Annotated in this window: 21 protein-coding genes; 14 read left to right on the plus strand and 7 right to left on the minus strand. The window is 72.0% G+C overall.

What is annotated here, in order from left to right; all coding sequences use genetic code 11:
* Nucleotides 1-125 precede the first annotated feature (125 nt).
* Entirely contained in the window at nucleotides 126-1,574 is a 1,449-nt protein-coding gene (locus ACF1GV_RS25840; protein WP_363265918.1) for an NAD(P)H-quinone dehydrogenase, read from the minus strand.
* Between the two features lie 95 nt (nucleotides 1,575-1,669).
* Here ACF1GV_RS25840 and ACF1GV_RS25845 point away from each other — a divergent pair, with 95 nt between their 5' ends.
* The 3 genes from ACF1GV_RS25845 to ACF1GV_RS25855 all read left to right on the plus strand — a co-directional run bounded on the left by ACF1GV_RS25845 (nucleotide 1,670) and on the right by ACF1GV_RS25855 (nucleotide 5,030).
* Entirely contained in the window at nucleotides 1,670-2,107 is a 438-nt protein-coding gene (locus tag ACF1GV_RS25845; protein ID WP_391685124.1) for a gamma-glutamylcyclotransferase, read from the plus strand.
* Nucleotides 2,108-2,536: 429 nt separating this feature from the next.
* A complete protein-coding gene (locus ACF1GV_RS25850) occupies nucleotides 2,537-3,361 on the plus strand; it encodes a purine-nucleoside phosphorylase (protein WP_363265916.1) in 825 nt (274 codons plus the stop codon).
* Nucleotides 3,362-3,398: 37 nt separating this feature from the next.
* On the plus strand, nucleotides 3,399-5,030 hold the full coding sequence (locus tag ACF1GV_RS25855) for a phospho-sugar mutase (protein WP_391685126.1): 1,632 nt from the start codon (nucleotides 3,399-3,401) through the stop codon (nucleotides 5,028-5,030).
* Nucleotides 5,031-5,113: 83 nt separating this feature from the next.
* Here the strand turns inward: ACF1GV_RS25855 and ACF1GV_RS25860 are convergent, their stop codons facing one another.
* A complete protein-coding gene (locus tag ACF1GV_RS25860) occupies nucleotides 5,114-5,770 on the minus strand; it encodes a PH domain-containing protein (RefSeq protein ID WP_391685128.1) in 657 nt (218 codons plus the stop codon).
* A 159-nt stretch (nucleotides 5,771-5,929) separates the two neighbouring features.
* Here ACF1GV_RS25860 and deoC point away from each other — a divergent pair, with 159 nt between their 5' ends.
* The 3 genes from deoC to ACF1GV_RS25875 are packed head-to-tail and all read left to right on the plus strand — an operon-like array spanning nucleotide 5,930 to nucleotide 9,206.
* Complete coding sequence (gene deoC / locus ACF1GV_RS25865) at nucleotides 5,930-6,889, plus strand: deoxyribose-phosphate aldolase (protein WP_391685757.1); 960 nt, start codon at nucleotides 5,930-5,932, stop codon at nucleotides 6,887-6,889.
* A 6-nt stretch (nucleotides 6,890-6,895) separates the two neighbouring features.
* Nucleotides 6,896-8,326 carry an aldehyde dehydrogenase family protein gene (locus ACF1GV_RS25870; RefSeq protein WP_363265913.1) on the plus strand — a complete coding sequence of 477 codons (1,431 nt, stop codon included), beginning with the start codon at nucleotides 6,896-6,898 and terminating at the stop codon, nucleotides 8,324-8,326.
* Nucleotides 8,319-9,206, plus strand: coding sequence for an aldehyde dehydrogenase family protein (locus ACF1GV_RS25875; protein ID WP_391685130.1), 888 nt, complete (start codon nucleotides 8,319-8,321; stop codon nucleotides 9,204-9,206). The genes ACF1GV_RS25870 and ACF1GV_RS25875 overlap by 8 nt, the downstream gene beginning before the upstream one ends.
* Nucleotides 9,207-9,286: 80 nt before the next feature.
* Here the strand turns inward: ACF1GV_RS25875 and ACF1GV_RS25880 are convergent, their stop codons facing one another.
* Nucleotides 9,287-9,733 carry a hypothetical protein gene (locus ACF1GV_RS25880; RefSeq protein WP_391685132.1) on the minus strand — a complete coding sequence of 149 codons (447 nt, stop codon included), beginning with the start codon at nucleotides 9,731-9,733 and terminating at the stop codon, nucleotides 9,287-9,289.
* Between the two features lie 182 nt (nucleotides 9,734-9,915).
* On the opposite strand from ACF1GV_RS25880, the gene ACF1GV_RS25885 reads away from it, so the two are divergent.
* A complete protein-coding gene (locus ACF1GV_RS25885; protein WP_363265911.1) occupies nucleotides 9,916-10,551 on the plus strand; it encodes a uridine kinase in 636 nt (211 codons plus the stop codon).
* Between the two features lie 182 nt (nucleotides 10,552-10,733).
* Here the strand turns inward: ACF1GV_RS25885 and ACF1GV_RS25890 are convergent, their stop codons facing one another.
* Nucleotides 10,734-11,471 carry a SigE family RNA polymerase sigma factor gene (locus ACF1GV_RS25890; protein WP_391685134.1) on the minus strand — a complete coding sequence of 246 codons (738 nt, stop codon included), beginning with the start codon at nucleotides 11,469-11,471 and terminating at the stop codon, nucleotides 10,734-10,736.
* Nucleotides 11,472-11,709: 238 nt separating this feature from the next.
* Between ACF1GV_RS25890 and afsQ1 the strand changes: the two genes are divergently transcribed.
* The 5 genes from afsQ1 (at nucleotide 11,710) to ACF1GV_RS25915 (ending at nucleotide 15,624) form a co-directional block, all read left to right on the plus strand.
* Complete coding sequence (gene afsQ1, locus ACF1GV_RS25895; RefSeq protein WP_181139662.1) at nucleotides 11,710-12,387, plus strand: two-component system response regulator AfsQ1; 678 nt, start codon at nucleotides 11,710-11,712, stop codon at nucleotides 12,385-12,387.
* Between the two features lie 88 nt (nucleotides 12,388-12,475).
* Nucleotides 12,476-14,068: an ATP-binding protein gene (locus ACF1GV_RS25900; protein ID WP_391685137.1), complete on the plus strand. Its 1,593-nt coding sequence runs from the start codon at nucleotides 12,476-12,478 to the stop codon at nucleotides 14,066-14,068.
* Entirely contained in the window at nucleotides 14,068-14,673 is a 606-nt protein-coding gene (locus ACF1GV_RS25905; protein WP_363265907.1) for a hypothetical protein, read from the plus strand. Before ACF1GV_RS25900 ends, ACF1GV_RS25905 begins: the two co-directional genes overlap by 1 nt.
* A 115-nt stretch (nucleotides 14,674-14,788) precedes the next feature.
* Nucleotides 14,789-15,361 carry a VanZ family protein gene (locus ACF1GV_RS25910; protein ID WP_391685140.1) on the plus strand — a complete coding sequence of 191 codons (573 nt, stop codon included), beginning with the start codon at nucleotides 14,789-14,791 and terminating at the stop codon, nucleotides 15,359-15,361.
* 62 nt (nucleotides 15,362-15,423) lie between these two features.
* On the plus strand, nucleotides 15,424-15,624 hold the full coding sequence (locus ACF1GV_RS25915; protein WP_391685142.1) for a PspC domain-containing protein: 201 nt from the start codon (nucleotides 15,424-15,426) through the stop codon (nucleotides 15,622-15,624).
* A 63-nt stretch (nucleotides 15,625-15,687) separates the two neighbouring features.
* On the opposite strand, the gene ACF1GV_RS25920 is transcribed toward ACF1GV_RS25915, so the two are convergent.
* Together ACF1GV_RS25920 and ACF1GV_RS25925 are read right to left on the minus strand one after the other, a co-directional pair.
* Complete coding sequence (locus ACF1GV_RS25920) at nucleotides 15,688-16,035, minus strand: ATP-binding protein (protein ID WP_391685144.1); 348 nt, start codon at nucleotides 16,033-16,035, stop codon at nucleotides 15,688-15,690.
* A 135-nt stretch (nucleotides 16,036-16,170) separates the two neighbouring features.
* Nucleotides 16,171-17,334, minus strand: a complete 1,164-nt coding sequence (locus ACF1GV_RS25925) for an adenosine deaminase (protein ID WP_391685146.1) — start codon at nucleotides 17,332-17,334, stop codon at nucleotides 16,171-16,173.
* A 113-nt stretch (nucleotides 17,335-17,447) separates the two neighbouring features.
* Here ACF1GV_RS25925 and ACF1GV_RS25930 point away from each other — a divergent pair, with 113 nt between their 5' ends.
* Entirely contained in the window at nucleotides 17,448-18,209 is a 762-nt protein-coding gene (locus tag ACF1GV_RS25930; RefSeq protein ID WP_391685148.1) for an alpha/beta hydrolase, read from the plus strand.
* Between the two features lie 97 nt (nucleotides 18,210-18,306).
* Here ACF1GV_RS25930 and ACF1GV_RS25935 read toward each other — a convergent pair whose 3' ends face one another.
* Complete coding sequence (locus tag ACF1GV_RS25935; RefSeq protein WP_391685150.1) at nucleotides 18,307-19,257, minus strand: LysR family transcriptional regulator; 951 nt, start codon at nucleotides 19,255-19,257, stop codon at nucleotides 18,307-18,309.
* 63 nt (nucleotides 19,258-19,320) lie between these two features.
* On the opposite strand from ACF1GV_RS25935, the gene ACF1GV_RS25940 reads away from it, so the two are divergent.
* Entirely contained in the window at nucleotides 19,321-20,610 is a 1,290-nt protein-coding gene (locus ACF1GV_RS25940; protein ID WP_391685152.1) for an MFS transporter, read from the plus strand.
* The last annotated feature ends 89 nt before the right edge of the window (nucleotides 20,611-20,699 follow it).

Consider the following 20,699-nt stretch of genomic DNA (forward strand, 5'->3'; position numbering starts at 1 on the left):
ACGTGGGTGCCCTGGGGGGGTGGCCCGCCCCCGGGGCGCCCCGGGGGGCGGGGGGGGGGGGCCCCCCCCCCCCCCCCCCGGGGGGGCCCCCCCCCCGGGGGGGGGGGGGGGCCCCCCCCGGGCCGTCACACCTCGCCCGCCGTCTTCCGCGTGTGCAACTGCCGGGCGACCTCGGCGATCGAGCCCGACAGGGACGGGTACACGGTGAAGGCATTCGCGATCTGTTCGACCGTCAGATTGTTGTCGACCGCGATCGAGATGGGGTGGATCAGTTCCGAGGCGCGCGGCGCCACGACCACACCGCCGACGACGATCCCGGTACCCGGGCGGCAGAAGATCTTGACGAAGCCGTCCCGGATGCCCTGCATCTTCGCGCGCGGGTTGCGCAGCAGCGGGAGCTTGACGACCCGGGCGTCGATCTTGCCGCCGTCGACGTCGGCCTGGGTGTAGCCGACGGTGGCGATCTCGGGGTCGGTGAAGACGTTGGACGACACCGTCTTCAGGTTCAGCGGCGCCACCGCGTCGCCCAGGAAGTGGTACATGGCGATACGGCCCTGCATCGCGGCGACGGACGCCAGCGCGAACACGCCGGTCACGTCACCGGCGGCGTACACGCCGGGGGCGGTGGTGCGGGAGACCTTGTCGGTCCAGATGTGCCCGGACTCGCGCACCTTGACGCCGGCCTCCTCCAGGCCGAGCCCCGCGCTGTTGGGGATCGCGCCGACCGCCATCAGGCAGTGGCTGCCGGTGATGACCCGGCCGTCGGCGAGCGTGACCTCGACCCGGTCGCCGACCCGCTTGGCGGCGGCGGCGCGGGAGCGGGCCATGACGTTCATTCCCCGGCGGCGGAAGACGTCCTCCAGGACGGCGGCGGCGTCCGGGTCCTCGCCGGGCAGCACGCGGTCGCGGGAGGAGACGAGGGTGACCCGGGAGCCGAGGGCCTGGTAGGCGCCGGCGAACTCGGCGCCGGTGACGCCGGAGCCGACCACGATGAGCTCCTCGGGCAGCTCGGTGAGGTCGTAGACCTGCGTCCAGTTCAGGATGCGCTCGCCGTCCGGCTGGGCGTCGGGCAGCTCACGCGGGTGACCACCGGTGGCGATCAGTACGGCGTCGGCGGTGAGCGTCTCCTCGGTGCCGTCGGCGGCGGTGACGACGACCTTGCGGGAGCCGTCGAGGGCCTGCATGCCCTCCAGACGGCCACGGCCGCGCATGACCCGGGCGCCGGCCCGTGTGACGGAGGCGGTGATGTCGTGCGACTGGGCGAGCGCGAGGCGCTTCACACGCCGGTTGACCTTGCCGAGGTCCACGCCGACCACCCGGGCGGCCTGCTCCAGCGGCGGGGTGTCGTCGGCGACGATGATGCCCAGCTCCTCGTAGGAGGAGTCGAAGGTGGTCATCACCTCGGCCGTGGCGATGAGGGTCTTGGACGGTACGCAGTCGGTGAGCACCGACGCCCCGCCCAGACCGTCGCTGTCGACGACGGTCACCTCCGCACCGAGTTGCGCGGCCACCAGGGCCGCTTCATATCCGCCGGGTCCGCCACCGATGATCACGATCCGAGTCACGTATTCCATTGTCCCGCACGCTTCAACGTGCTACCGCCTCGGGGGCGGTCTGTGAGCCGTCCGTTACCGCAGTGACGCACGCGCCACTGCCGTACCCTTCGTGCATGTCGCTCTACGCCGCGTACGCCGCCCATCTCGACGCGCGGCTGATGTCCCGCCGCGCTCCCCACTCGCCGTTGCGCGCCACGGGCTGGCTGAACGGCTGGCGGCTGACGTTCGGCGGCGAGCAGCTGGGCTGGGAGGGCGCGCTGGCGACGCTCGTGGAGGACCCGCTGTCGCAGGTCTTCGTCGCGCTGTACGACATCGCCCCGATGGACGAGGCCGCCATGGACCGCTGGGAGGGCGTCAGCCTCGACATCTACCGCCGCACGTGGGTCCGCGCCCACACCCTGGAGGGTGAGGAACGCGCCTGGACGTACACCCTGAACGCCTACGAGGGCGGTCTGCCCTCGGCCCGCTACCTGGGTGACATCGCCGACGCGGCGGAGTCTGCGGGCGCGCCCCATGACTATGTGATGGAGCTGCGCAAGCGCCCTTGCTGAACGGTGCCTGTCGGCGGCCGGGCGGATCGCCTGCGGCGGCCGGCGCGGGTGCGTCGTGGCTGGTCGCGCCGTTCCCCGCGCCCCTCATACGCCTGCGGCGGCCCGCGCGGGTGCGTCGTGGCGTGTGTAGCGCCTGCGGCCGGTTTCTGAGTCGGAGCCGCGGCCGGGGGGCCGTCCTCGGTCCGGCCGCCCGTCCCCGACGGGGGTGCGGTGTGCCGGTGCCGGACGCTGCGGGCGGACACCCCGCGCCACGTCTCCTCCCCGCCGCGGGCGGCTGCGGGCCGTCGTCGCCGCCCGCTCGCTCGCCGCGCGTGCGCTCCCGGCGGCGGGCGCCGCACAGGCCCTCGTCGGAAACGACAAGACAACGATCCCCATGCCGTCGGCTCTGACATCTACGCGCGTAGGCGAAGCTCGGCTACCCTCGTCCCCGTGAACGCATCTCTTCTTCCGGACGACATCCAGGGCGACCCGTACGCCGCCGCCGACGCCGCCGCCGCTCGCCTGCGCGAGCTGACCGGCGCCGAGACCCACGACGTCGCCCTTGTGATGGGCTCCGGCTGGGCTCCGGCCGTCGACGCCCTGGGCGCCCCCGAGGCCGAGTTCCAGGTCACCGAGCTCCCCGGCTTCCCGCCCCCGGCGGTCGAGGGCCACGGCGGCAAGATCCGCTCGTACCGCATCGGCACCAAGCGCGCCCTGGTCTTCCTGGGCCGTACGCACTACTACGAGGGCCGTGGCGTCGCCGCCGTCTCCCACGGGGTGCGCACCGCCGTCGCCGCCGGCGTGAAGACCATCGTGCTGACCAACGGCTGCGGCGGTCTGCGCGAGGGCATGCGTCCCGGTCAGCCGGTGCTGATCAGCGACCACATCAACCTCACCGCCACCTCCCCCATCGTCGGCGCCAACTTCGTCGACCTGACCGACCTGTACTCGCCGCGGCTGCGCGCGCTGTGCAAGGAGGTCGACCCCACGCTGGAGGAGGGCGTCTACGCCCAGTTCCCCGGCCCGCACTACGAGACCCCGGCCGAGATCCGCATGGCCCGCGTCATCGGCGCGGACCTGGTCGGCATGTCCACCGTGCTCGAGGCCATCGCCGCGCGTGAGGCGGGCGCCGAGGTGCTCGGCATCTCCCTGGTCACCAACCTCGCCGCCGGCATGACGGGCGAGCCGCTGAACCACGAGGAGGTCCTGCAGGCCGGCCGCGACAGCGCCACCCGCATGGGCTCCCTGCTGGCGCAGGTGCTGGACCGCCTGTAAGGCCCACGGAACACCGACGACGAGAGGCTGACCCCACGTGCACGACGAAGTCATCGCCCGCGCCAAGGCGTGGCTGGCCGAGGACCCCGACGCGGACACCCGTGAGGAACTCGCCCGGCTGATCGACGCCAAGGACGTCAAGGAGCTGACCGCCCGCTTCTCCGGCACCCTGCAGTTCGGCACCGCCGGCCTGCGCGGGGAGCTGGGCGCCGGGCCGATGCGCATGAACCGCACGGTCGTCATCCGCGCGGCCGCGGGTCTCGCGTCGTACCTGAAGAAGAACGGCCAGGCGGGCGGCCTGGTGGTCGTCGGCTACGACGCCCGCCACAAGTCGGCCGACTTCGCCCGCGACACGGCCGCCGTGATGGTGGGCGCCGGCCTGCGCGCGGCGGTGCTCCCGCGGCCCCTGCCCACCCCGGTCCTCGCCTTCGCCATACGGCACCTCGGCGCGGTCGCGGGTGTGGAGGTCACCGCCAGCCACAACCCGCCCCGGGACAACGGCTACAAGGTGTACCTCGGCGACGGCTCCCAGATCGTGCCGCCCGCGGACGCGGAGATCGCCGCGGAGATCGCCGCGATCGGCAGCCTGACGACGGTCGACCGCCCGACGGAGGGCTGGGAGGTCCTCAACGACTCGGTCCTTCAGGCCTACCTGGCCCGTACGGACGCGGTCCTGGCCCCCGACTCGGCGCGCACCGCACGCACGGTCTACACGGCGATGCACGGCGTCGGCCGTGACGTCCTGCTGGCCGCGTTCGCCCGCGCCGGCTTCCCCGAGCCGGTGCTGGTCGCCGAGCAGGCGGACCCCGACCCGGAGTTCCCGACCGTGGCCTTCCCCAACCCGGAGGAGCCCGGCGCGATGGACCTGGCGTTCGCCCGGGCCCGCGAGGTGAACCCGGACCTGGTCATCGCCAACGACCCGGATGCCGACCGCTGCGCGGTGGCCGTGCGCGACGGCGCGGACTGGCGGATGCTGCGCGGCGACGAGGTCGGCGCGCTGCTCGCCGCACACCTGGTCGGGCGCGGTGCGCGCGGCACGTTCGCCGAGTCGATCGTCTCCTCCTCCCTGCTCGGCCGGATCGCGGAGAAGGCGGGCCTGCCGTACGAGGAGACCCTCACCGGCTTCAAGTGGATCGCCCGCGTGGAGGGTCTGCGGTACGGCTACGAGGAGGCCCTCGGCTACTGCGTCGACCCCGACGGCGTGCGCGACAAGGACGGCATCACGGCCGCGCTGCTGATCACCGAACTGGCGTCGGAGCTGAAGGAGCAGGGCCGCACCCTGCCGGACCTGCTGGACGACCTCGCGGTGGAGCACGGGCTGCACGCCACGGACCAGCTGTCGGTGCGGGTCGAGGACCTCTCCCTGATCGCCGAGGCCATGCGCCGTCTGCGCGAGCAGCCGCCGACGGAGCTGGCGGGCCTGCCGGTGGTGAACGCCGAGGACCTCACCCGGGGGACGGAGAAGCTCCCGCCGACGGACGGCCTGCGGTACACCCTGCGGGGCGCCCGGGTGATCGTCCGCCCGAGCGGCACGGAGCCCAAGCTGAAGTGCTACCTGGAAGTGGTGGTCCCGGTCCAGGACCGCGCGGGCCTGCCGACGGCCCGTACCCGGGCGACGGACCTGCTGACCGCGCTCAAGCGTGACCTGTCCGCGGCGGCGGGGATCTGAGTCGCGAGTGTGCTGCTGGGGTGTCCTCCTTCGGAGGGCACCCCAGCGGCCGTTCAGGGGCCGTTCCGGTGGCGTGGGTCCGCTCAGCCGAGGGACGCGAGGATCGCCAGGAGTACCGCCCCCGCCACGGCCGGGGCGATCACCTCGTAGGCCCAGCGGACCGTGACCTCGCCCTGGGCGGACTCCGCGGTGCAGCGGTCGTCGCGGAGTTGCCTGAGGTCGTCCATGGCCTTGTCGGTCTGCGCGCGTGGCGGCTCGGTCCGCGCCGCGCCGGTGCCCGGCGTACCGAGCAGACCGCCCTCCTGGCCGCCGGCCGCGATCGCCCGATTCCGTTGCCGTGCCGCGCGCTTGCGGGCCCGCAGCGAGACCGGCAGGGCCCACAGCTGGTACTTGGTGCCGGAGACCGTGACCACCTCGTTGGAGTAGCCCGAGCGCAGCCCCCCGACCGTGCCCCACGGCAGGACGATCACCCGCAGCGGGTTGCGCACGCGCAGCCGGTCGTCGCCCACGAAGATCGCCGGGCGGATGGTGTACGCGACCACCAGCGGCACCACCAGCAGCAGCCCGGCCAGCGTCAGCCACGGCGTGCGGCCGTGCCCGACGACGATCGCGTCGATGCCGAGCCAGCCGGTGAGGGCCAGCAGCATCACGCCGGAGGCGATGCCGGCGGACGACCGGTGGATGCGGTCCTTGGCCGCGGGTGTCTGCGGCGCTGGTGACGGGTGCTCCGGGGTGGTCATGGCCCCGATTGTGCCCGACGGCCCCGCCGGACCCCGTAAGCGGTACGCCGGGTGCGCGGGCCGGGCTCGGTGAGCACCGCCTGACGACCACCGTCCCTGCCCCTGCCACCTCGAGGGCTATACATCCGCTACGCGCGTAGATATGCTCGTCTGGTGACCATGCCCACTACCGCACCCACAGCACAGGCACTCTCGGATGTCACCGCGTCCGACAGCACGCTGCGCCGCTTCCTCCACGGGCTGCCCGGCGTCGACGCGGTCGGCCTGGAGGCGCGCGCCGCGTCTCTCGGCACCCGTTCCATCAAGACCACCGCGAAGGCGTACGCCATCGACCTCGCCATCTCGATGGTCGACCTGACGACGCTGGAAGGCGCGGACACCCCGGGCAAGGTCCGGGCGCTCGGCGCCAAGGCGGTCCTCCCGGACCCGACCGACCGCACGACGCCCACCACGGCCGCGGTCTGCGTCTACCCCGACATGGTGGCCGTCGCCAAGGAGGCCGTCGCCGGCTCCGGCGTGAAGGTCGCCTCCGTCGCCACCGCCTTCCCCGCCGGCCGCGCCGCCCTGGAGGTGAAGCTCGCCGACGTGCAGGACGCCGTCGCCGCGGGCGCCGACGAGATCGACATGGTCATCGACCGTGGCGCGTTCCTCGCCGGCAAGTACCTCAAGGTGTACGACGAGATCGTCGCCGTGAAGGAGGCCTGCGGCACGAGTGCCCGGCTGAAGGTCATCTTCGAGACCGGCGAGCTGTCGACGTACGACAACATCCGCCGCGCCAGCTGGCTGGGCATGCTCGCCGGCGCCGACTTCATCAAGACCTCCACCGGCAAGGTCGCCGTCAACGCCACCCCCGCCAACACCCTTCTGATGCTGGAGGCCGTGCGCGACTTCCGGGCGCAGACCGGCGTCCAGGTCGGCGTGAAGCCCGCCGGCGGGATCAGGACCAGCAAGGACGCGATCAAGTTCCTCGTCCTGGTCAACGAGACCGCCGGCCAGGACTGGCTGGACAACCACTGGTTCCGCTTCGGCGCCTCCTCGCTGCTCAACGATCTGCTGATGCAGCGCCAGAAGCTGGCCACCGGCCGCTACTCCGGCCCCGACTACGTGACGGTGGACTGATCGATCATGGTTTTCGAGTACGCACCGGCGCCCGAGTCCCGCTCGGTCGTCGACATCGCCCCCTCTTACGGCCTGTTCATCGACGGCGAGTTCGCCGACGCGGCCGACGGCAAGGTCTTCAAGACGGTCAGCCCGTCGACGGAGGAGGTCCTCTCCGAGGTCGCGCAGGCCGGTGAGGCGGACGTCGACCGCGCGGTGAAGGCCGCCCGCAAGGCGTTCGAGAAGTGGTCGGCGCTGCCCGGTTCCGAGCGCGCCAAGTACCTGTTCCGCATCGCCCGGATCATCCAGGAACGCAGCCGCGAGCTGGCCGTCCTGGAGACCCTGGACAACGGCAAGCCGATCAAGGAGACCCGCGACGCCGACCTCCCCCTGGTCGCCGCGCACTTCTTCTACTACGCGGGCTGGGCCGACAAGCTCGACCACGCCGGCTTCGGCGCGAACCCGCGTCCGCTGGGCGTCGCCGGCCAGGTCATCCCCTGGAACTTCCCGCTGCTGATGCTGGCCTGGAAGATCGCCCCGGCGCTGGCCACCGGCAACACGGTCGTGCTCAAGCCGGCCGAGACGACCCCGCTGTCCGCCCTGTTCTTCGCCGACATCTGCCGCCAGGCCGGTCTGCCCAAGGGTGTCGTGAACATCCTTCCCGGTTACGGCGATGCGGGCGCCGCGCTCGTCGCGCACCCGGACGTGAACAAGGTCGCCTTCACCGGCTCCACGGCCGTCGGCAAGGAGATCGCCCGGTCCGTCGCGGGCACCCGCAAGAAGCTCACGCTCGAACTGGGCGGCAAGGGCGCCAACATCGTCTTCGACGACGCCCCCATCGACCAGGCCGTCGAGGGCATCGTCAACGGCATCTTCTTCAACCAGGGCCAGGTCTGCTGCGCCGGCAGCCGGCTGCTGGTGCAGGAGTCGATCCAGGACGAGCTGCTGGACTCCCTCAAGCGGCGCCTGTCCACGCTGCGCCTCGGCGACCCGCTGGACAAGAACACCGACATCGGCGCGATCAACTCCGCCGAGCAGCTCTCCCGGATCACCACGCTCGTCGAGCAGGGCGAGGCCGAGGGCGCCGAGCGCTGGTCCCCGGCCTGCGAACTGCCCGAGAGCGGCTACTGGTTCGCTCCGACCCTCTTCACGAACGTCACCCAGGCGCACACCGTCGCCCGTGACGAGATCTTCGGCCCGGTGCTGTCGGTCCTCACCTTCCGCACCCCGGACGAGGCGGTCGCCAAGGCGAACAACACGCCGTACGGGCTGTCCGCGGGCATCTGGACGGAGAAGGGGTCGCGGATCCTCGCCGTCGCGAACAAGCTGCGCGCCGGTGTCGTCTGGTCCAACACGTTCAACAAGTTCGACCCGACCTCGCCCTTCGGCGGCTACAAGGAGTCGGGCTTCGGCCGCGAGGGCGGCCGCCACGGCCTGGAGGCGTACCTCGATGTCTGACACGCGACTGAGTGTCTTCAAGACCTACAAGCTGTACGTCGGCGGGAAGTTCCCGCGTTCCGAGAGCGGCCGGGTGTACGAGGTGACCGACGCAAAGGGCAACTGGCTGGCCAACGCCCCGCAGTCCTCCCGCAAGGACGCCCGTGACGCGGTCGTGGCCGCGCGCAAGGCGTTCGGCGGCTGGTCCGGCGCGACCGCCTACAACCGCGGCCAGGTGCTGTACCGCGTCGCGGAGATGCTGGAGGGCCGCCGGGACCAGTTCGTGCGCGAGGTGGCGGACGCGGAGGGCCTGTCGAAGTCGAAGGCGGCCGCGGTCGTGGACGCCACGATCGACCGCTGGGTCTGGTACGCCGGCTGGACCGACAAGATCGCCCAGGTGATCGGCGGCGGCAACCCGGTCGCGGGCCCGTTCTTCAACCTCTCCTCCCCGGAGCCGACCGGTGTGGTCGCCGTGGTGGCCCCGCAGGAGTCGTCCTTCCTGGGCCTGGTCTCGGTGCTCGCACCCGTGATCGCCACCGGTAACACGGCGGTGGTCGTCGCCTCCGAGAAGGCCCCGCTGCCCGCCCTGTCCCTCGCCGAGGTGCTGGCCACCTCCGACGTGCCCGGCGGTGTCGTCAACATCCTGTCCGGCCGTACGGCGGAGATCGCGAAGCCGCTGGCCGCGCACCAGGACGTCAACGCGATCGACCTCGCGGGCGCGGACGACGAACTGGCGAAGGAACTGGAGATCGCCGCGGCGGACAACCTCAAGCGCGTGCTGCGTCCACAGCCTGTGGATTATTTCGCGACGCCGGGCACGGACCGTATGACGGCGTTCCTGGAGACGAAGACGGTCTGGCACCCCACGGGCTCCCTGGGCGCCTCCGGCTCGTCCTACTGACCGCCACCCCCCACGCGAGAGCCGCGCCACCCCTCCGTCCGGGGGCGGCGCGGCTCTCGCACATGTACGGCGCACACGGGTCAGCCCAGCGGGCCGCCCTGCACCCCGCCGAGCAGGCCCGCCACCTGGCCGACGACCGGCAGGCTGCCGATCGACTGCGCCTGCGCGACGGGGGCGGTGAGCGCCTGCGTGGCCACCGGCTTGAAGCCGGTGACCTGGGTGCGGGCGCCGTTGTCGAGCGGGTCGACGCCCGTCCCGGCGAGCGGGTCGGGCTTGAGGCCGGCGACCGGGCCCGTCAGGTGGCCGACCGAGCCGGTCAGCGCCGTGAGGCCGGCGTGCGGGTCGGCCTTGCCGTGGGAGGAGGTGCGGTGCGGCACCTCCGGGAGCGGGGAGCCCGGGTCGGTCGCCGGGGTGAGGATGTCCGCGGAGGCGGTCGCCGTCCCGGCGGCCATCGCCGCGCCCACGGTCGCCAGGGCGACCAGGGCACGACGGCCGGTCGAGGTGTGGGGGAAGTCGTGTCGCGCCATCGCCGGTGCCACCTTCTGCTGCGTCGAGGCTGCGTACTGCTGCGAGTTGCTGCCAGTTCCTGCCACAGAACGCATACGAGGCGTAACAGTGCCGACGCGAAGCGTAGTTGAGGTGTGATGCGCGCTCCAAAGCCGGCCCGCGGGGTCGGCAGCGGGGCCACCATGCGTCAAACTGGTCTTCCGTGAGCATTCATCGCCCCTCCCCCGCCCGTGTCGTGCTGCTGTGCGGCCCCTCGGGCTCGGGCAAGTCCCTCGTCGCCGCCCGTTCCGGGCTGCCGGTCCTGCGCCTGGACGACTTCTACAAGGAGGGCGACGACCCGACGCTGCCGCTGGTGGAGGGGAGCTCCGACATCGACTGGGACCATCCGCAGTCCTGGGACGCCGAGGTAGCCGTCGCCGCGATCGCCGAGCTGTGCGCCACCGGGTCGACCCGGGTGCCGGTGTACGACATCGCGCTGAGCGCCCGCACGGGCGGGGAGACGCTGAGCATCGGCCGTACCCCGCTGTTCATCGCGGAGGGCATCTTCGCCGCCGAGATCGTCGAGCGGTGCCGAGAGTTGGGACTGCTGGCGGACGCACTGTGCCTGAGCCGGGGCGCGGTCACCACGTTCCGGCGGCGGTTCGTGCGGGATCTGAAGGAGGGCCGCAAGTCGGTGCCGTTCCTGCTGCGGCGCGGATGGCGGCTGATGCGCTCCGAACGCTCGATCATCGCCCGCCAGACGGCCCTCGGCGCACACCGCTGCGACCTCGACGAGGCGCTCGGCCGGCTCGCGGCGGCCGCGGCGGGACGTCAGGTACGGGCGAGGTCGGCTGCCTAGGTCTCACCGCCGTACATACGGAAAAAGCGGGACTGGACAGGCCCCCCGGCCCTCCAGTCCCGCTCCTGTTTCCCCCGTGGATCCCCCGTGATCCCCTGTTTCCCCCGTGTCCCCACGTCCCCCGTGGAGTCCCCCGTCGGTCCCCCCGGACCGTGCCACCCCCGTGGCTCCCCCGTGCTCCTTCAGGCGACAAGCTCCCCGAAGGCGTCCTCCTGGTCACGGCCGAAGCTGAGGACCTCGTCCTCGCGCAGCCGGCGCAGCGAGCGCCAGATGCTGGACTTCACCGTGCCGACACTGATGCCGAGGATGTCGGCGATCTCCGGGTCCGTGCGGCCCTCGTAGTAGCGCAGGACCAGCATGGTGCGCTGGAGTTCCGGCAGCCGGGCGAGCGCCTGCCACAGGACCGCGCGCAGCTCGGTGCCGCGCATCGCGTCCGTGTCGCCGGGCGTCTCCGGCAGCTCCTCGGTCGGGTACTCGTTCAGCTTGCGGCGGCGCCACGCGCTGATGTGCAGGTTCGTCATGGTGCGGCGGAGATAGCCCCCGACCGCGGCCTTGTCACTGATCCGCTCCCACGCCCGGTACGTCGAGAACAGCGCGCTCTGCAGCAGGTCCTCGGCCTCGAAGCGGTCACCGGTGAGGTGGTAGGCGGTGGCGTACAGGGAGGCGCGGCGCTCCTGGACGTAGGCGGTGAACTCCGCTTCCGTCAGGGACGTCCGCTCCCCCGGGTCCTCCCCGTACGCGCTTCCCCCGTGTGTTTCCCCCGTGAAACCGTCAACCACCGTCATGATCGCGGTGTGCTGACGCCCGGTGCCGCGAGCGCACCCCCGCCCGCTCACGGCACCGGACTTCTCGTGACTCCGGTGCACGTCGTGCAGACGCGTGACCACTGCGCTGGTGCTGGTGCTGTGCAGCGTGTTCATCTCGCGCCCCCCGTCGTTGACTTTCCGGTGTTCGAACTGGTTCGGGCGGTGGTGCCGTGCCCGATGCCGAAAAGCTTGCCGCGGCACCTTCATCGCCGTGTCCGCCGACTGTCACAGACGTGTCACAAGGGGACGGACCCGTCCCGACGAAGATCGTGCACAGCTCCCGATGCCGCCCCCGCCGCTTCTGCACAACCCACAGGTGAACAACGCCGCCTCCATGGGCCAGAATGAGCGCGTGCCTTCCCTGTTGCTGATCGAGGACGACGACGCCATCCGCACGGCCCTGGAGCTCTCACTGACGCGCCAGGGCCACCGGGTGGCGACCGCTGCCAGCGGTGAGGACGGTCTGAAGCTGCTGCGCGAGCAGCGGCCGGATCTGATCGTGCTGGATGTGATGCTGCCCGGCATCGACGGTTTCGAGGTGTGCCGGCGCATCCGGCGCACGGACCAGCTGCCGATCATCCTGCTGACCGCGCGCAGCGACGACATCGACGTCGTCGTCGGCCTGGAGTCCGGCGCGGACGACTATGTCGTCAAGCCGGTGCAGGGGCGTGTCCTGGACGCGCGGATCCGGGCCGTGCTGCGGCGCGGCGAGCGGGAGTCGACGGACTCGGCGACCTTCGGCAGCCTCGTCATCGACCGCTCGGCGATGACGGTGACGAAGAACGGCGAGGATCTGCAGCTGACGCCGACCGAGCTGCGGCTGCTGCTGGAGCTGAGCCGGCGCCCGGGGCAGGCGCTGTCGCGGCAGCAGCTGCTGCGGCTGGTGTGGGAGCACGACTACCTCGGTGACTCCCGGCTGGTGGACGCGTGTGTCCAGCGGCTGCGCGCCAAGGTGGAGGACGTGCCCTCGTCCCCGACGCTGATCCGTACCGTGCGTGGTGTCGGCTACCGCCTGGATCCGCCGTCGTGAACGACGCACGCGCGGCCGCCGGGCCGCAGACGAACGCGAAAGCCGCACCTTTGCGCCGCGCGGGCGGAGAAGCGAACGGTAAGACTCAGTGATCCACGAGCACGACGGGGTCCGCGGCGAGTCCGCGGATCGTAAGGGAGTTTTCTCGCGGCTGCGCTTCACCAGCCTGCGGCTGCGGCTGGTCGTGGTGTTCGCGCTGGTCGCACTGACCGCCGCCGTGTCGGCGTCGGCCATCGCGTACTGGCTGAACCGGGAAGCCGTCCTCACCCGCGCCCAGGACGCGGTGCTGCGCGACTTCCAGCAGGAGATGCAGAACCGGGCGGGCGCGCTGCCGGCCCACCCCAGCCAGGACGAACTGCAGCACACCGCCGGGCAGATGGCGAACAGCAGCCAGCGCTTCAGCGTGCTGCTGGTGGCCACGGACGCGAGCGGCAAGACGGTGTACGGCAACTCCGGCGGCCTGAACGGCTTCTCCCTGGAGGAGGTGCCGAAGTCGCTGCGGACGGCGGTGGACCGGAAGCAGAAGCTGACCAACGCCAACAAGTCCCCCTACCACCTGTACTGGCAGCGGATCACCGAGGACGGCACGCCGTACCTGGTCGCCGGGACGAAGGTGATCGGCGGCGGGCCGACCGGCTACATGCTCAAGTCGCTGGAGCCGGAGGCGAAGGACCTCAACTCGCTGGCCTGGTCGCTGGGGATCGCCACCGGCCTGGCACTGATCGGAGCGGCCCTGCTCGCGCAGGCCGCCGCGACGACCGTACTGAAGCCGGTGCAGCGGCTCGGCGTGGCCGCGCGGCGACTGGGCGAGGGCAAGCTCGACACCCGGCTGCGGGTGTCCGGCACCGACGAACTCGCCGATCTGTCGCGGACCTTCAACAAGGCGGCCGCGGCGCTGGAGAAGCGGGTCGCGGACATGGCGGCGCGGGACGAGGCGTCACGGCGGTTCGTCGCGGACATGAGCCATGAGCTGCGCACCCCGCTGACCGCGATCACCGCCGTCACCGAGGTGCTGGAGGAGGAGCTGGACGCCGAGGCCGGCGGCATCGACCCGATGATCGAGCCCGCGGTGCGGCTGGTGGTCAGCGAGACACGGCGTCTGAACAACCTGGTCGAGAACCTCATGGAGGTCACCCGCTTCGACGCCGGTACGGCCCGGCTGGTGCTGGACGACGTCGACGTCGCCGACCAGATCACCGCCTGCATCGACGCGCGCGCCTGGCTGGACGCCGTCGACCTGGACGCCGAGCGCGGCATCCACGCCCGGCTCGACCCGCGCCGCCTCGACGTGATCCTGGCGAACCTGATCGGCAACGCGCTCAAGCACGGCGGGTCGCCGGTCAGGGTGTCGGTGCGGGAGACGGACAGCGAGGTCGTCATCCGGGTGCGCGACCACGGACCCGGCATCCCCGAGGAGGTCCTGCCGCACGTCTTCGACCGCTTCTACAAGGCCAGCGCCTCGCGACCGCGTTCGGAGGGCAGCGGGCTCGGTCTTTCCATCGCGCGGGAGAACGCCCACATCCACGGCGGCGAGATCACCGCGGCCAACTCGGAGGAGGGCGGCGCGGTGTTCACGCTGCGGCTGCCGCGGGACGCCTCGGAGCTGGCCCGGCAGGAGGAGCAGAGCCGGGAGCAGGCCGGCCGGGAGAAGAAGCGCCGCGAGCAGGAGGGGGACGCCTGATGAGGAGAGCCCGACGTCTGCTGGCCGTGCCGCTGCTCGCCGTGCTGGCGGCCGGGTGCGGCATCCGGTCGACCCAGGTGCCGACGGACTTCGGGGCGGCGCCCTCGCGGGTGCGCTGCTCGCTGTCCGAGCCGGAGCTGTCCACCCAGACCTCGCGCGGACTGCCGGTGCAGGTGTTCCTGCTGTGCGGTTCGTCGCTGGTGGCCGTGGACCGGGTGGTGCGGGTGCCGGACGGTGCGGCGGACTCCAAGCGGCGGGTGCTGGTGGCTCAGGGGCTGCTGGACCAGCTGGCCCAGACACCGTCGGCGGCGGAACGGGAGGCCGGGTACTCCACCGACGTGCGCGGCGGCACGACCGTCTCCGGGCCCGGCCCGCACGACCCCGAGGACGCGCTGCGGCTGAGCACGTCCCCTGGCGCCCTCACCTCGTACTCGCTGGCACAGATCGTGTGCACCTTCTCCGACTCCGCTGCGGCCGAGGGCGACGGTTCGGTCATCCTGGGCGGCCCCCGGGGCGAGCCGCTGCGCCGCTACGCCTGTACCGGCGCGGTCCGCTCCCGGCCGGGCACGAAGGAGCCACCGTCGACGGAGGTCACGGAGACCTGACGCCCGCGCGAGGCCCGGGGTGGGCCCGGGCCGGTGGCCGGTGTGGCCGACGCCTCATGGCCATCGGCAGCGGGGTTGCGGAACCGATCCTGCCGGGGGGTGCGTCTAGGGGGGCGTGCAGCGTCATGGCTCCATCGGCGGCAGCGCCGCGTCTCGCGTCCGTGTGGCAGGAGGTGTCCTCCTCGTCGCCCACCTCGCGTTCGTCGCCTGGTTCACGCTGCGTCCGCTGGACGTTCCCTGGGTGATGCCGGCCAATCTGCATCCGTTCGCGGGCATCCGTTACGACCTGGCGCAGGGCGGGGCGTTCGCCGTGCACCGGCTCGGCACGGGACTGGCGCTGCTCGCGCCGCTCGGCGTGCTGCTGCCGCTGGTGCACGGCCGGCTGGACGCGTCCCCTTTCGCCTCCCTGCTGCGTACGACGGTCGCGGGGGCGCTGCTGTCGCTGGGTATCGAGCTGCTGCAGACCGGGGTGCCCGGGCAGGTCGCGGACGTGGACGCGCTGCTGCTGAACACGACGGGCGTGGCCGTCGTCCACCTGCTCGTCGTGCCCGTGGGCCGGGCCTGTCTGCGCCGCAGGGCCAGGCGCTCGCCGCTGCTCCAGGAGGAGCCGGCTCAGGGTCGTACCCCGACGATTCCCAGGGTCGGGATCGCCCCATGGAGCGACGTTGCGCCCCCTTCGTCCCCGTAGCGTGGATGTCGGATGAGGCGGCCGTCCCGGCGGCCTCACGACAGCTCGCGAAGGAGCCGACCATGACCGCCCTGACCCGCCCCACCCACGGCCGTATGATCGCCGGCGTGTGCGCCGGACTGGCTCGGCGCTTCGGGACCTCCGCGACCACGATGCGGGTGATCTTCGTGCTGTCGTGCCTGCTGCCGGGCCCCCAGTTCCTGCTCTACATCGCGCTGTGGATCCTGCTGCCGTCCGAGGACAAGGCCCGCACGGCCTGGTGAACGCACGCCGACGGGGCGCACTCCTGAAACAGGGGTGCGCCCCGTCGGCGTACGGGGTGGGGGTCAGCCCAGCGGGTTCCCCTTCAGCCCGCTGGAGCCCAGGCCCTGCGCCGGCAGCCCGCCGAGCAGCCCGGTGAGGGGCTTCGCGGGCCCGTCGGCGAGCGCCTTGCCAACGGCCGGCTGCGCGGTGGCCAGGCCGGCACCGGCCGCGCCCTTGCCGTGGGTCAGCGCCTGGCCCGCGTCCGGCAGGGCCGAGGCGACGTTCTCCGCCGGCAGCGTCTGGGTCAGACCGCCCACCGCCTGGGAGGCGTCGGGGAGGGCGGGGGCGGCGTTCGCGGCGCCGGCGCCCGCAGCGGCGAAGGCGGCACCGAGGGCGGCGACACCGAGGGTCTTGGCAGCAGACTGCTTCATGAAAATGCGTCCTCGAATGGAGACAGGGATTGAGCGGTCCTCGACCGTAAACACGCGACGCCTCCGGCCGCAAACATCGAAATACGGACGGACGGTGAACACCCGTCCGCATTTCACTGCCGGTGATACCTCATTTCAGCCTTCCGGGGACACAGAACCGCTGGTGGAGGCGGTCTGCTGAAACAGCCATTCGGATTTCAGTTCGGCATATCCGGGCTTGATCACGTCATTGATCATCGCAAGCCGTTCGTCGAAAGGAATGAACGCTGATTTCATCGCATTGACGGAGAACCACTGCAGGTCGTCGAGCGTGTAAGCGAATGCCTCGACCAGATGCTCGAATTCCCGGCTCATGCTGGTGTGCGACATCAGCCGGTTGTCCGTGTTGACGGTCGCCCGGAAGTGCAGCCGCCGCAGCAGCCCGATGGGGTGCTCGGCGTACGACGTCGCCGCGCCGGTCTGGAGGTTGGAGCTGGGGCACAGCTCCAGCGGGATGCGCTTGTCACGGACGTAGGAGGCGAGCCGCCCGAGGGTGACCGTGCCGTCCTCCTCGACCTCGATGTCGTCGATGATCCGCACCCCGTGCCCGAGCCGGTCGGCGCCGCACCACTGCAACGCCTGCCAGATGGACGGCAGTCCGAACGCCTCGCCGGCGTGGATCGTGAAGTGGTTGTTCTCCCGCTTCAGATACTCGAAGGCGTCCAGGTGCCGGGTGGGCGGGTAACCGGCCTCCGCACCCGCGATGTCGAAGCCGACGACTCCCAGATCCCGGTACCGGTTGGCGAGTTCGGCGATCTCCAGGGCGCGCGCGGCATGCCGCATCGCGGTGAGCAGGGCGCCGACGCGGATCCGGCGGCCGCTTTCCCGGGCGAGCCGCTCGCCTTCCCGGAAGCCCTCGTTGACGGCCTCGACCACCTCCTCCAGCGTCAGCCCGCCCTCCAGGTGCTGCTCGGGGGCGTAGCGCACCTCGGCGTAGACGACGCCGTCCGCGGCGAGGTCCTCGGCGCACTCGCGCGCGACCCGCACCAGCGCCGCACGGGTCTGCATCACGCCGACGGTGTGCGAGAAGGTCTCGAGGTACCGCTCCAGCGAACCGGAGTCGGCGGCCTCCCGGAACCACAGGCCGAGCTTGCCCGGGTCGCTCTCCGGAAGCCCCGAATAGCCCGCCTCTCGGGCGAGTTCGACGACGGTGGCGGGGCGCAGACCGCCGTCGAGATGGTCGTGCAGCAGAACCTTGGGCGCCCGGCGGATCTGGTCCGGCGTCGGAATTCTGCCCTTCTGGATGGTCTGGCTCGTCATTTCCGCACTGTAACGCCTACGCGCGTAGAGGGCGCGATGTACATCGCCGCCGATATGTAACGGTGACCGCGAGGAAGGGTGGCGTACACCCTCGCTTCTGACACTGTTCTGTCATGGCACACCAATCGACGCCGGCTCGTACGGCACGGCTGGGACGGGCACTCGGTCCGGAACCGACGGCGGTGAGCGGCGTGGTGCTGCTGCTCCCGAGCGGTGAGGAGGTCTCCCCCCGCAGACCCTCACCGCTGCTCGCGGCGGCCTCCGTACGGACGTTGGGACGCGCACTGGCCCGCACCGGCCACGGAGAAGGGCTGGCCGTGCACGTCGTGCACTACCGCTGCCGCGGCTGGAACGGCAGCGACGCCCATCTCGCGGGCGACGCCACCTGGGCCGCCGACGAGGTGGTACGGCGCTACGGCGACGTCCCCGTGTGCCTCACCGGCGTCGGCATGGGCGGGCGGGCCGCGCTGCGGGCGGCCGGCCACGAGGCGGTCAACTCCGTCCTCGCCCTGGCTCCTTGGCTGCCCGAGGACGACATGGCGGCGCCGCCCGAACCGGTGAAACAGCTCGCGGGGCGCCGCGTGCTGATCGTGCACGGCACGAACGACCAGCGTACGGATCCGGAGCTGTCGTTCCGGCTCGCGGCGCGGGCGAAGAAGTCCAACCGGGAGGTGTGCCGGTTCGAGGTGCACGGGGACGGGCACGGGTTGCGTGCCTACCGGGAGGAAGTACTGGCGCTGGCCTGCGACTTCGTGATGGGGGCGGTGTTCGGGTGGGGGTTCGCGCGTCCGCTTCGCGACGCGTTGGAGGCTCCGCCGCCTTTGGGGTTGCGGATGCCGTTGGCTTCCGGCTTCGGGGCGACGTTACGGCGGTAGCGCCATGGGGGGTGTGTGGTCTTCGGGGTGCGGGTCGTCGTGGGGTGCTCGCGCCCACGCGGCGGAGCCGCATATCGGACACGGCCCCGCACCCCTTTCAGGTCAGCAAGGTCCCGCGCCTCGAGAGCAGGAACTTCTTGAAGGCGGCCACCGGTGGGGTGTCCGGGTGGCCGTTCAGCCAGGCCACGCCGATTTCCCGTACCGCCCTGGGGGCGGTGACCGTCAGTTCGGCAACTCCCGGGCGGGGGAACGCCGGTGGGGGCAGCAGGGCCACTCCGAGGCCCGCCGCCACCAGGCCGCGCAGGGTTTCCGCCTCCTCGCCCTCGAAGGCGATCTTCGGCTTGAAGCCGGCCTCGCTGCACAGGTCGTCTGTGATGCGGCGCAGGCCGTAGCCGGCTTCCAGCGTGACGAACGCTTCGTCGGCGGCCTCGGCGAGGCGGATGCGGCGGCGGGTGGCCAGGCGGTGGTCGGCGGGGACGACGAGGCGCAGCTTCTGTTCGTCGAGGCGCCGGGCGACCAGGTCGGGGGCGTCGGGGACGGGCGAGGTCAGGCAGAGGTCGAGGTCGCCCGCGCGCAGGCCTTCCAGCATGGCCTCGCCGTAGTTCTGGACCAGGCTGAAGCGGACGCCGGGGTGGTCGGCGCGGAAGGCGTGGATGAGGCCGGGTACGGTCTCGGCCCCCATGGTGTGCAGGAAGCCGAAGGCGACCTTGCCGGTGGCCGGGTCGGCGTCGGCGCGGACCTCGTCGGCGGCGCGGCGGATCTCGCCGAGTGCGCGCTCGGCGGAGGCGAGGAAGGTGCGGCCGGCGGGGGTCAGGGAGAGGGTGCGGCCGTGGCGGGCGAACAACTCGACGCCGAGGTCCGCTTCCAGGCGGGCCATCGCGCGCGAGAGGGTCGACTGGGGGACGTTCAGTTCGTGGGCGGCGCGGGTGACGTGCTCGGTGCGGGCGACCGCGGTGAAGTACGCCAGTCGGGGCGCGAGCAACATCGCCATGTCTTCTGTGTCACTGGACGGTGACAGGCGAGCCTGTGACCTCTGCTGATGCACCATGGGAACGATTATGGCGTTTCCATGCATTGGACGGATGAGTGCGGGCCTTCATACGGTCGAGCCATGACTCCCGCCAGTACCGGGGCGTCCACCACCGTGGGCGCCGCTGCTCGTGTCTCTGCTCCCTCCCAGGCTTCCGACTCCCGTATGACCCCGGGCGGCCCCGGTTACCGCCGGATGAGCCTCGCCCTCTTCCTCGCGGGTATGGCGACGTTCGCCCTGCTGTACTCCACGCAGGCGCTGCTGCCGCTGATCTCCGACGACTTCGGGGTCGCGGCGAGCGAGGCGAGCTGGACGGTGGCGGCCGCGACGGGCGGTCTGGCGTTGTTCGTGCTGCCGATGAGCGCTCTGTCGGAGCGCTACGGCCGCCGTACGGTGATGACCGGCTCGCTGGCGGTGGCGGTGACCCTCGGACTGCTGGTGCCCTTCGCGCCGTCGATCGGGGTGCTGGTGGTGCTGCGGGCGTTGCAGGGCGCGGCGCTGGCCGGGCTGCCGGCGTCGGCGCAGGCGTATCTGGCGGAGGAGGTCACGCCGCGGGCGCTGGTCACCGCGATCGGCCTGTTCGTGGCGGGCAACAGTGTCGGCGGGATGAGCGGCCGGGTGATCACCGGCTGGGTCGCGCAGGAGTGGGGCTGGCGGACCGCGGTCGCGGTGATCGGGGTGATCGCGGTGACGTGCGCGGTGGCGTTCCGGCTGCTGCTGCCGGCGCCGCGGCACTTCGCGCCGGGGTCGCTGAGGCCCCGGGTGCTGGCCGCCACGGTCCGCGACCATCTGGCGAACCCGCTGCTGCGGCGGCTGTACGCGATCGGCGCGCTGTTCATGACCGTCTTCGGCGGTGTGTACACGGTCATCGGCTACCGGCTGACCGGGGCGCCGTTCTCGCTGCCGCAGGGCGTCATCGGTTCCGTCTTCCTGGTGTACCTGGTGGGCACGGTGTCGGCGTCGACGGCGGGCCGGCTGGTCGGGCGGCTGGGCCGGCGGGGCGCGCTGTATCTGGGCGGGGGCACGACGGCGGCGGGTCTGCTGCTGTCCCTGGCTCCTTCCCTGCCGCTGGTGCTGCTGGGCCTGGTGCTGATCACGGCGGGCTTCTTCGCGGGGCACGCTGTGGCGTCCTCGGCGGTCAGCAAGACGGCGACGCGGGGGCGGGCGCAGGCGTCGGCGCTGTACCAGTCGGCGTACTACGTCGGTTCCAGCGTCGGCAGCACGGTCGGCGCCATGGCGTTCCACTCGGGCGGCTGGGCCGGGACGGTGGGCGTGGGCCTGCTGGCGGTGCTCGGAGTCGTGTCGATCACGCTGCTCGGGACCCGGGCGGCGCGGGTCGCGGCCCGCCGGGACCCGGTGCCGGCGCACTGATGCCCTCCCACCTCTGACCTGCCTTTTTGTCCACTCCGGAGGCCATTGTCAGTGGGCTGCGGTAGCTTCCGAAGTGTCCGGTTGCGACG

It is taken from the genome of Streptomyces sp. NPDC014006 (genome assembly GCF_043088925.1).
GTDB lineage: Bacteria > Actinomycetota > Actinomycetes > Streptomycetales > Streptomycetaceae > Streptomyces.

Bases quoted from the DNA above. Each gene is read 5' to 3' on its own strand.
- ACF1GV_RS25840 (WP_363265918.1), bottom strand. From the start codon at position 1,574: ATGGAATACGTGACTCGGATCGTGATCATCGGTGGCGGACCCGGCGGA.
- ACF1GV_RS25845 (WP_391685124.1), top strand. From the start codon at position 1,670: ATGTCGCTCTACGCCGCGTACGCCGCCCATCTCGACGCGCGGCTGATG.
- ACF1GV_RS25860 (WP_391685128.1), bottom strand. From the start codon at position 5,770: ATGACCACCCCGGAGCACCCGTCACCAGCGCCGCAGACACCCGCGGCC.
- deoC (WP_391685757.1), top strand. From the start codon at position 5,930: ATGCCCACTACCGCACCCACAGCACAGGCACTCTCGGATGTCACCGCG.
- ACF1GV_RS25870 (WP_363265913.1), top strand. From the start codon at position 6,896: ATGGTTTTCGAGTACGCACCGGCGCCCGAGTCCCGCTCGGTCGTCGAC.
- ACF1GV_RS25875 (WP_391685130.1), top strand. From the start codon at position 8,319: ATGTCTGACACGCGACTGAGTGTCTTCAAGACCTACAAGCTGTACGTC.
- ACF1GV_RS25880 (WP_391685132.1), bottom strand. From the start codon at position 9,733: ATGGCGCGACACGACTTCCCCCACACCTCGACCGGCCGTCGTGCCCTG.
- ACF1GV_RS25890 (WP_391685134.1), bottom strand. From the start codon at position 11,471: ATGAACACGCTGCACAGCACCAGCACCAGCGCAGTGGTCACGCGTCTG.
- ACF1GV_RS25905 (WP_363265907.1), top strand. From the start codon at position 14,068: ATGAGGAGAGCCCGACGTCTGCTGGCCGTGCCGCTGCTCGCCGTGCTG.
- ACF1GV_RS25915 (WP_391685142.1), top strand. From the start codon at position 15,424: ATGACCGCCCTGACCCGCCCCACCCACGGCCGTATGATCGCCGGCGTG.
- ACF1GV_RS25920 (WP_391685144.1), bottom strand. From the start codon at position 16,035: ATGAAGCAGTCTGCTGCCAAGACCCTCGGTGTCGCCGCCCTCGGTGCC.
- ACF1GV_RS25925 (WP_391685146.1), bottom strand. From the start codon at position 17,334: ATGACGAGCCAGACCATCCAGAAGGGCAGAATTCCGACGCCGGACCAG.
- ACF1GV_RS25930 (WP_391685148.1), top strand. From the start codon at position 17,448: ATGGCACACCAATCGACGCCGGCTCGTACGGCACGGCTGGGACGGGCA.
- ACF1GV_RS25935 (WP_391685150.1), bottom strand. From the start codon at position 19,257: ATGGTGCATCAGCAGAGGTCACAGGCTCGCCTGTCACCGTCCAGTGAC.
- ACF1GV_RS25940 (WP_391685152.1), top strand. From the start codon at position 19,321: ATGACTCCCGCCAGTACCGGGGCGTCCACCACCGTGGGCGCCGCTGCT.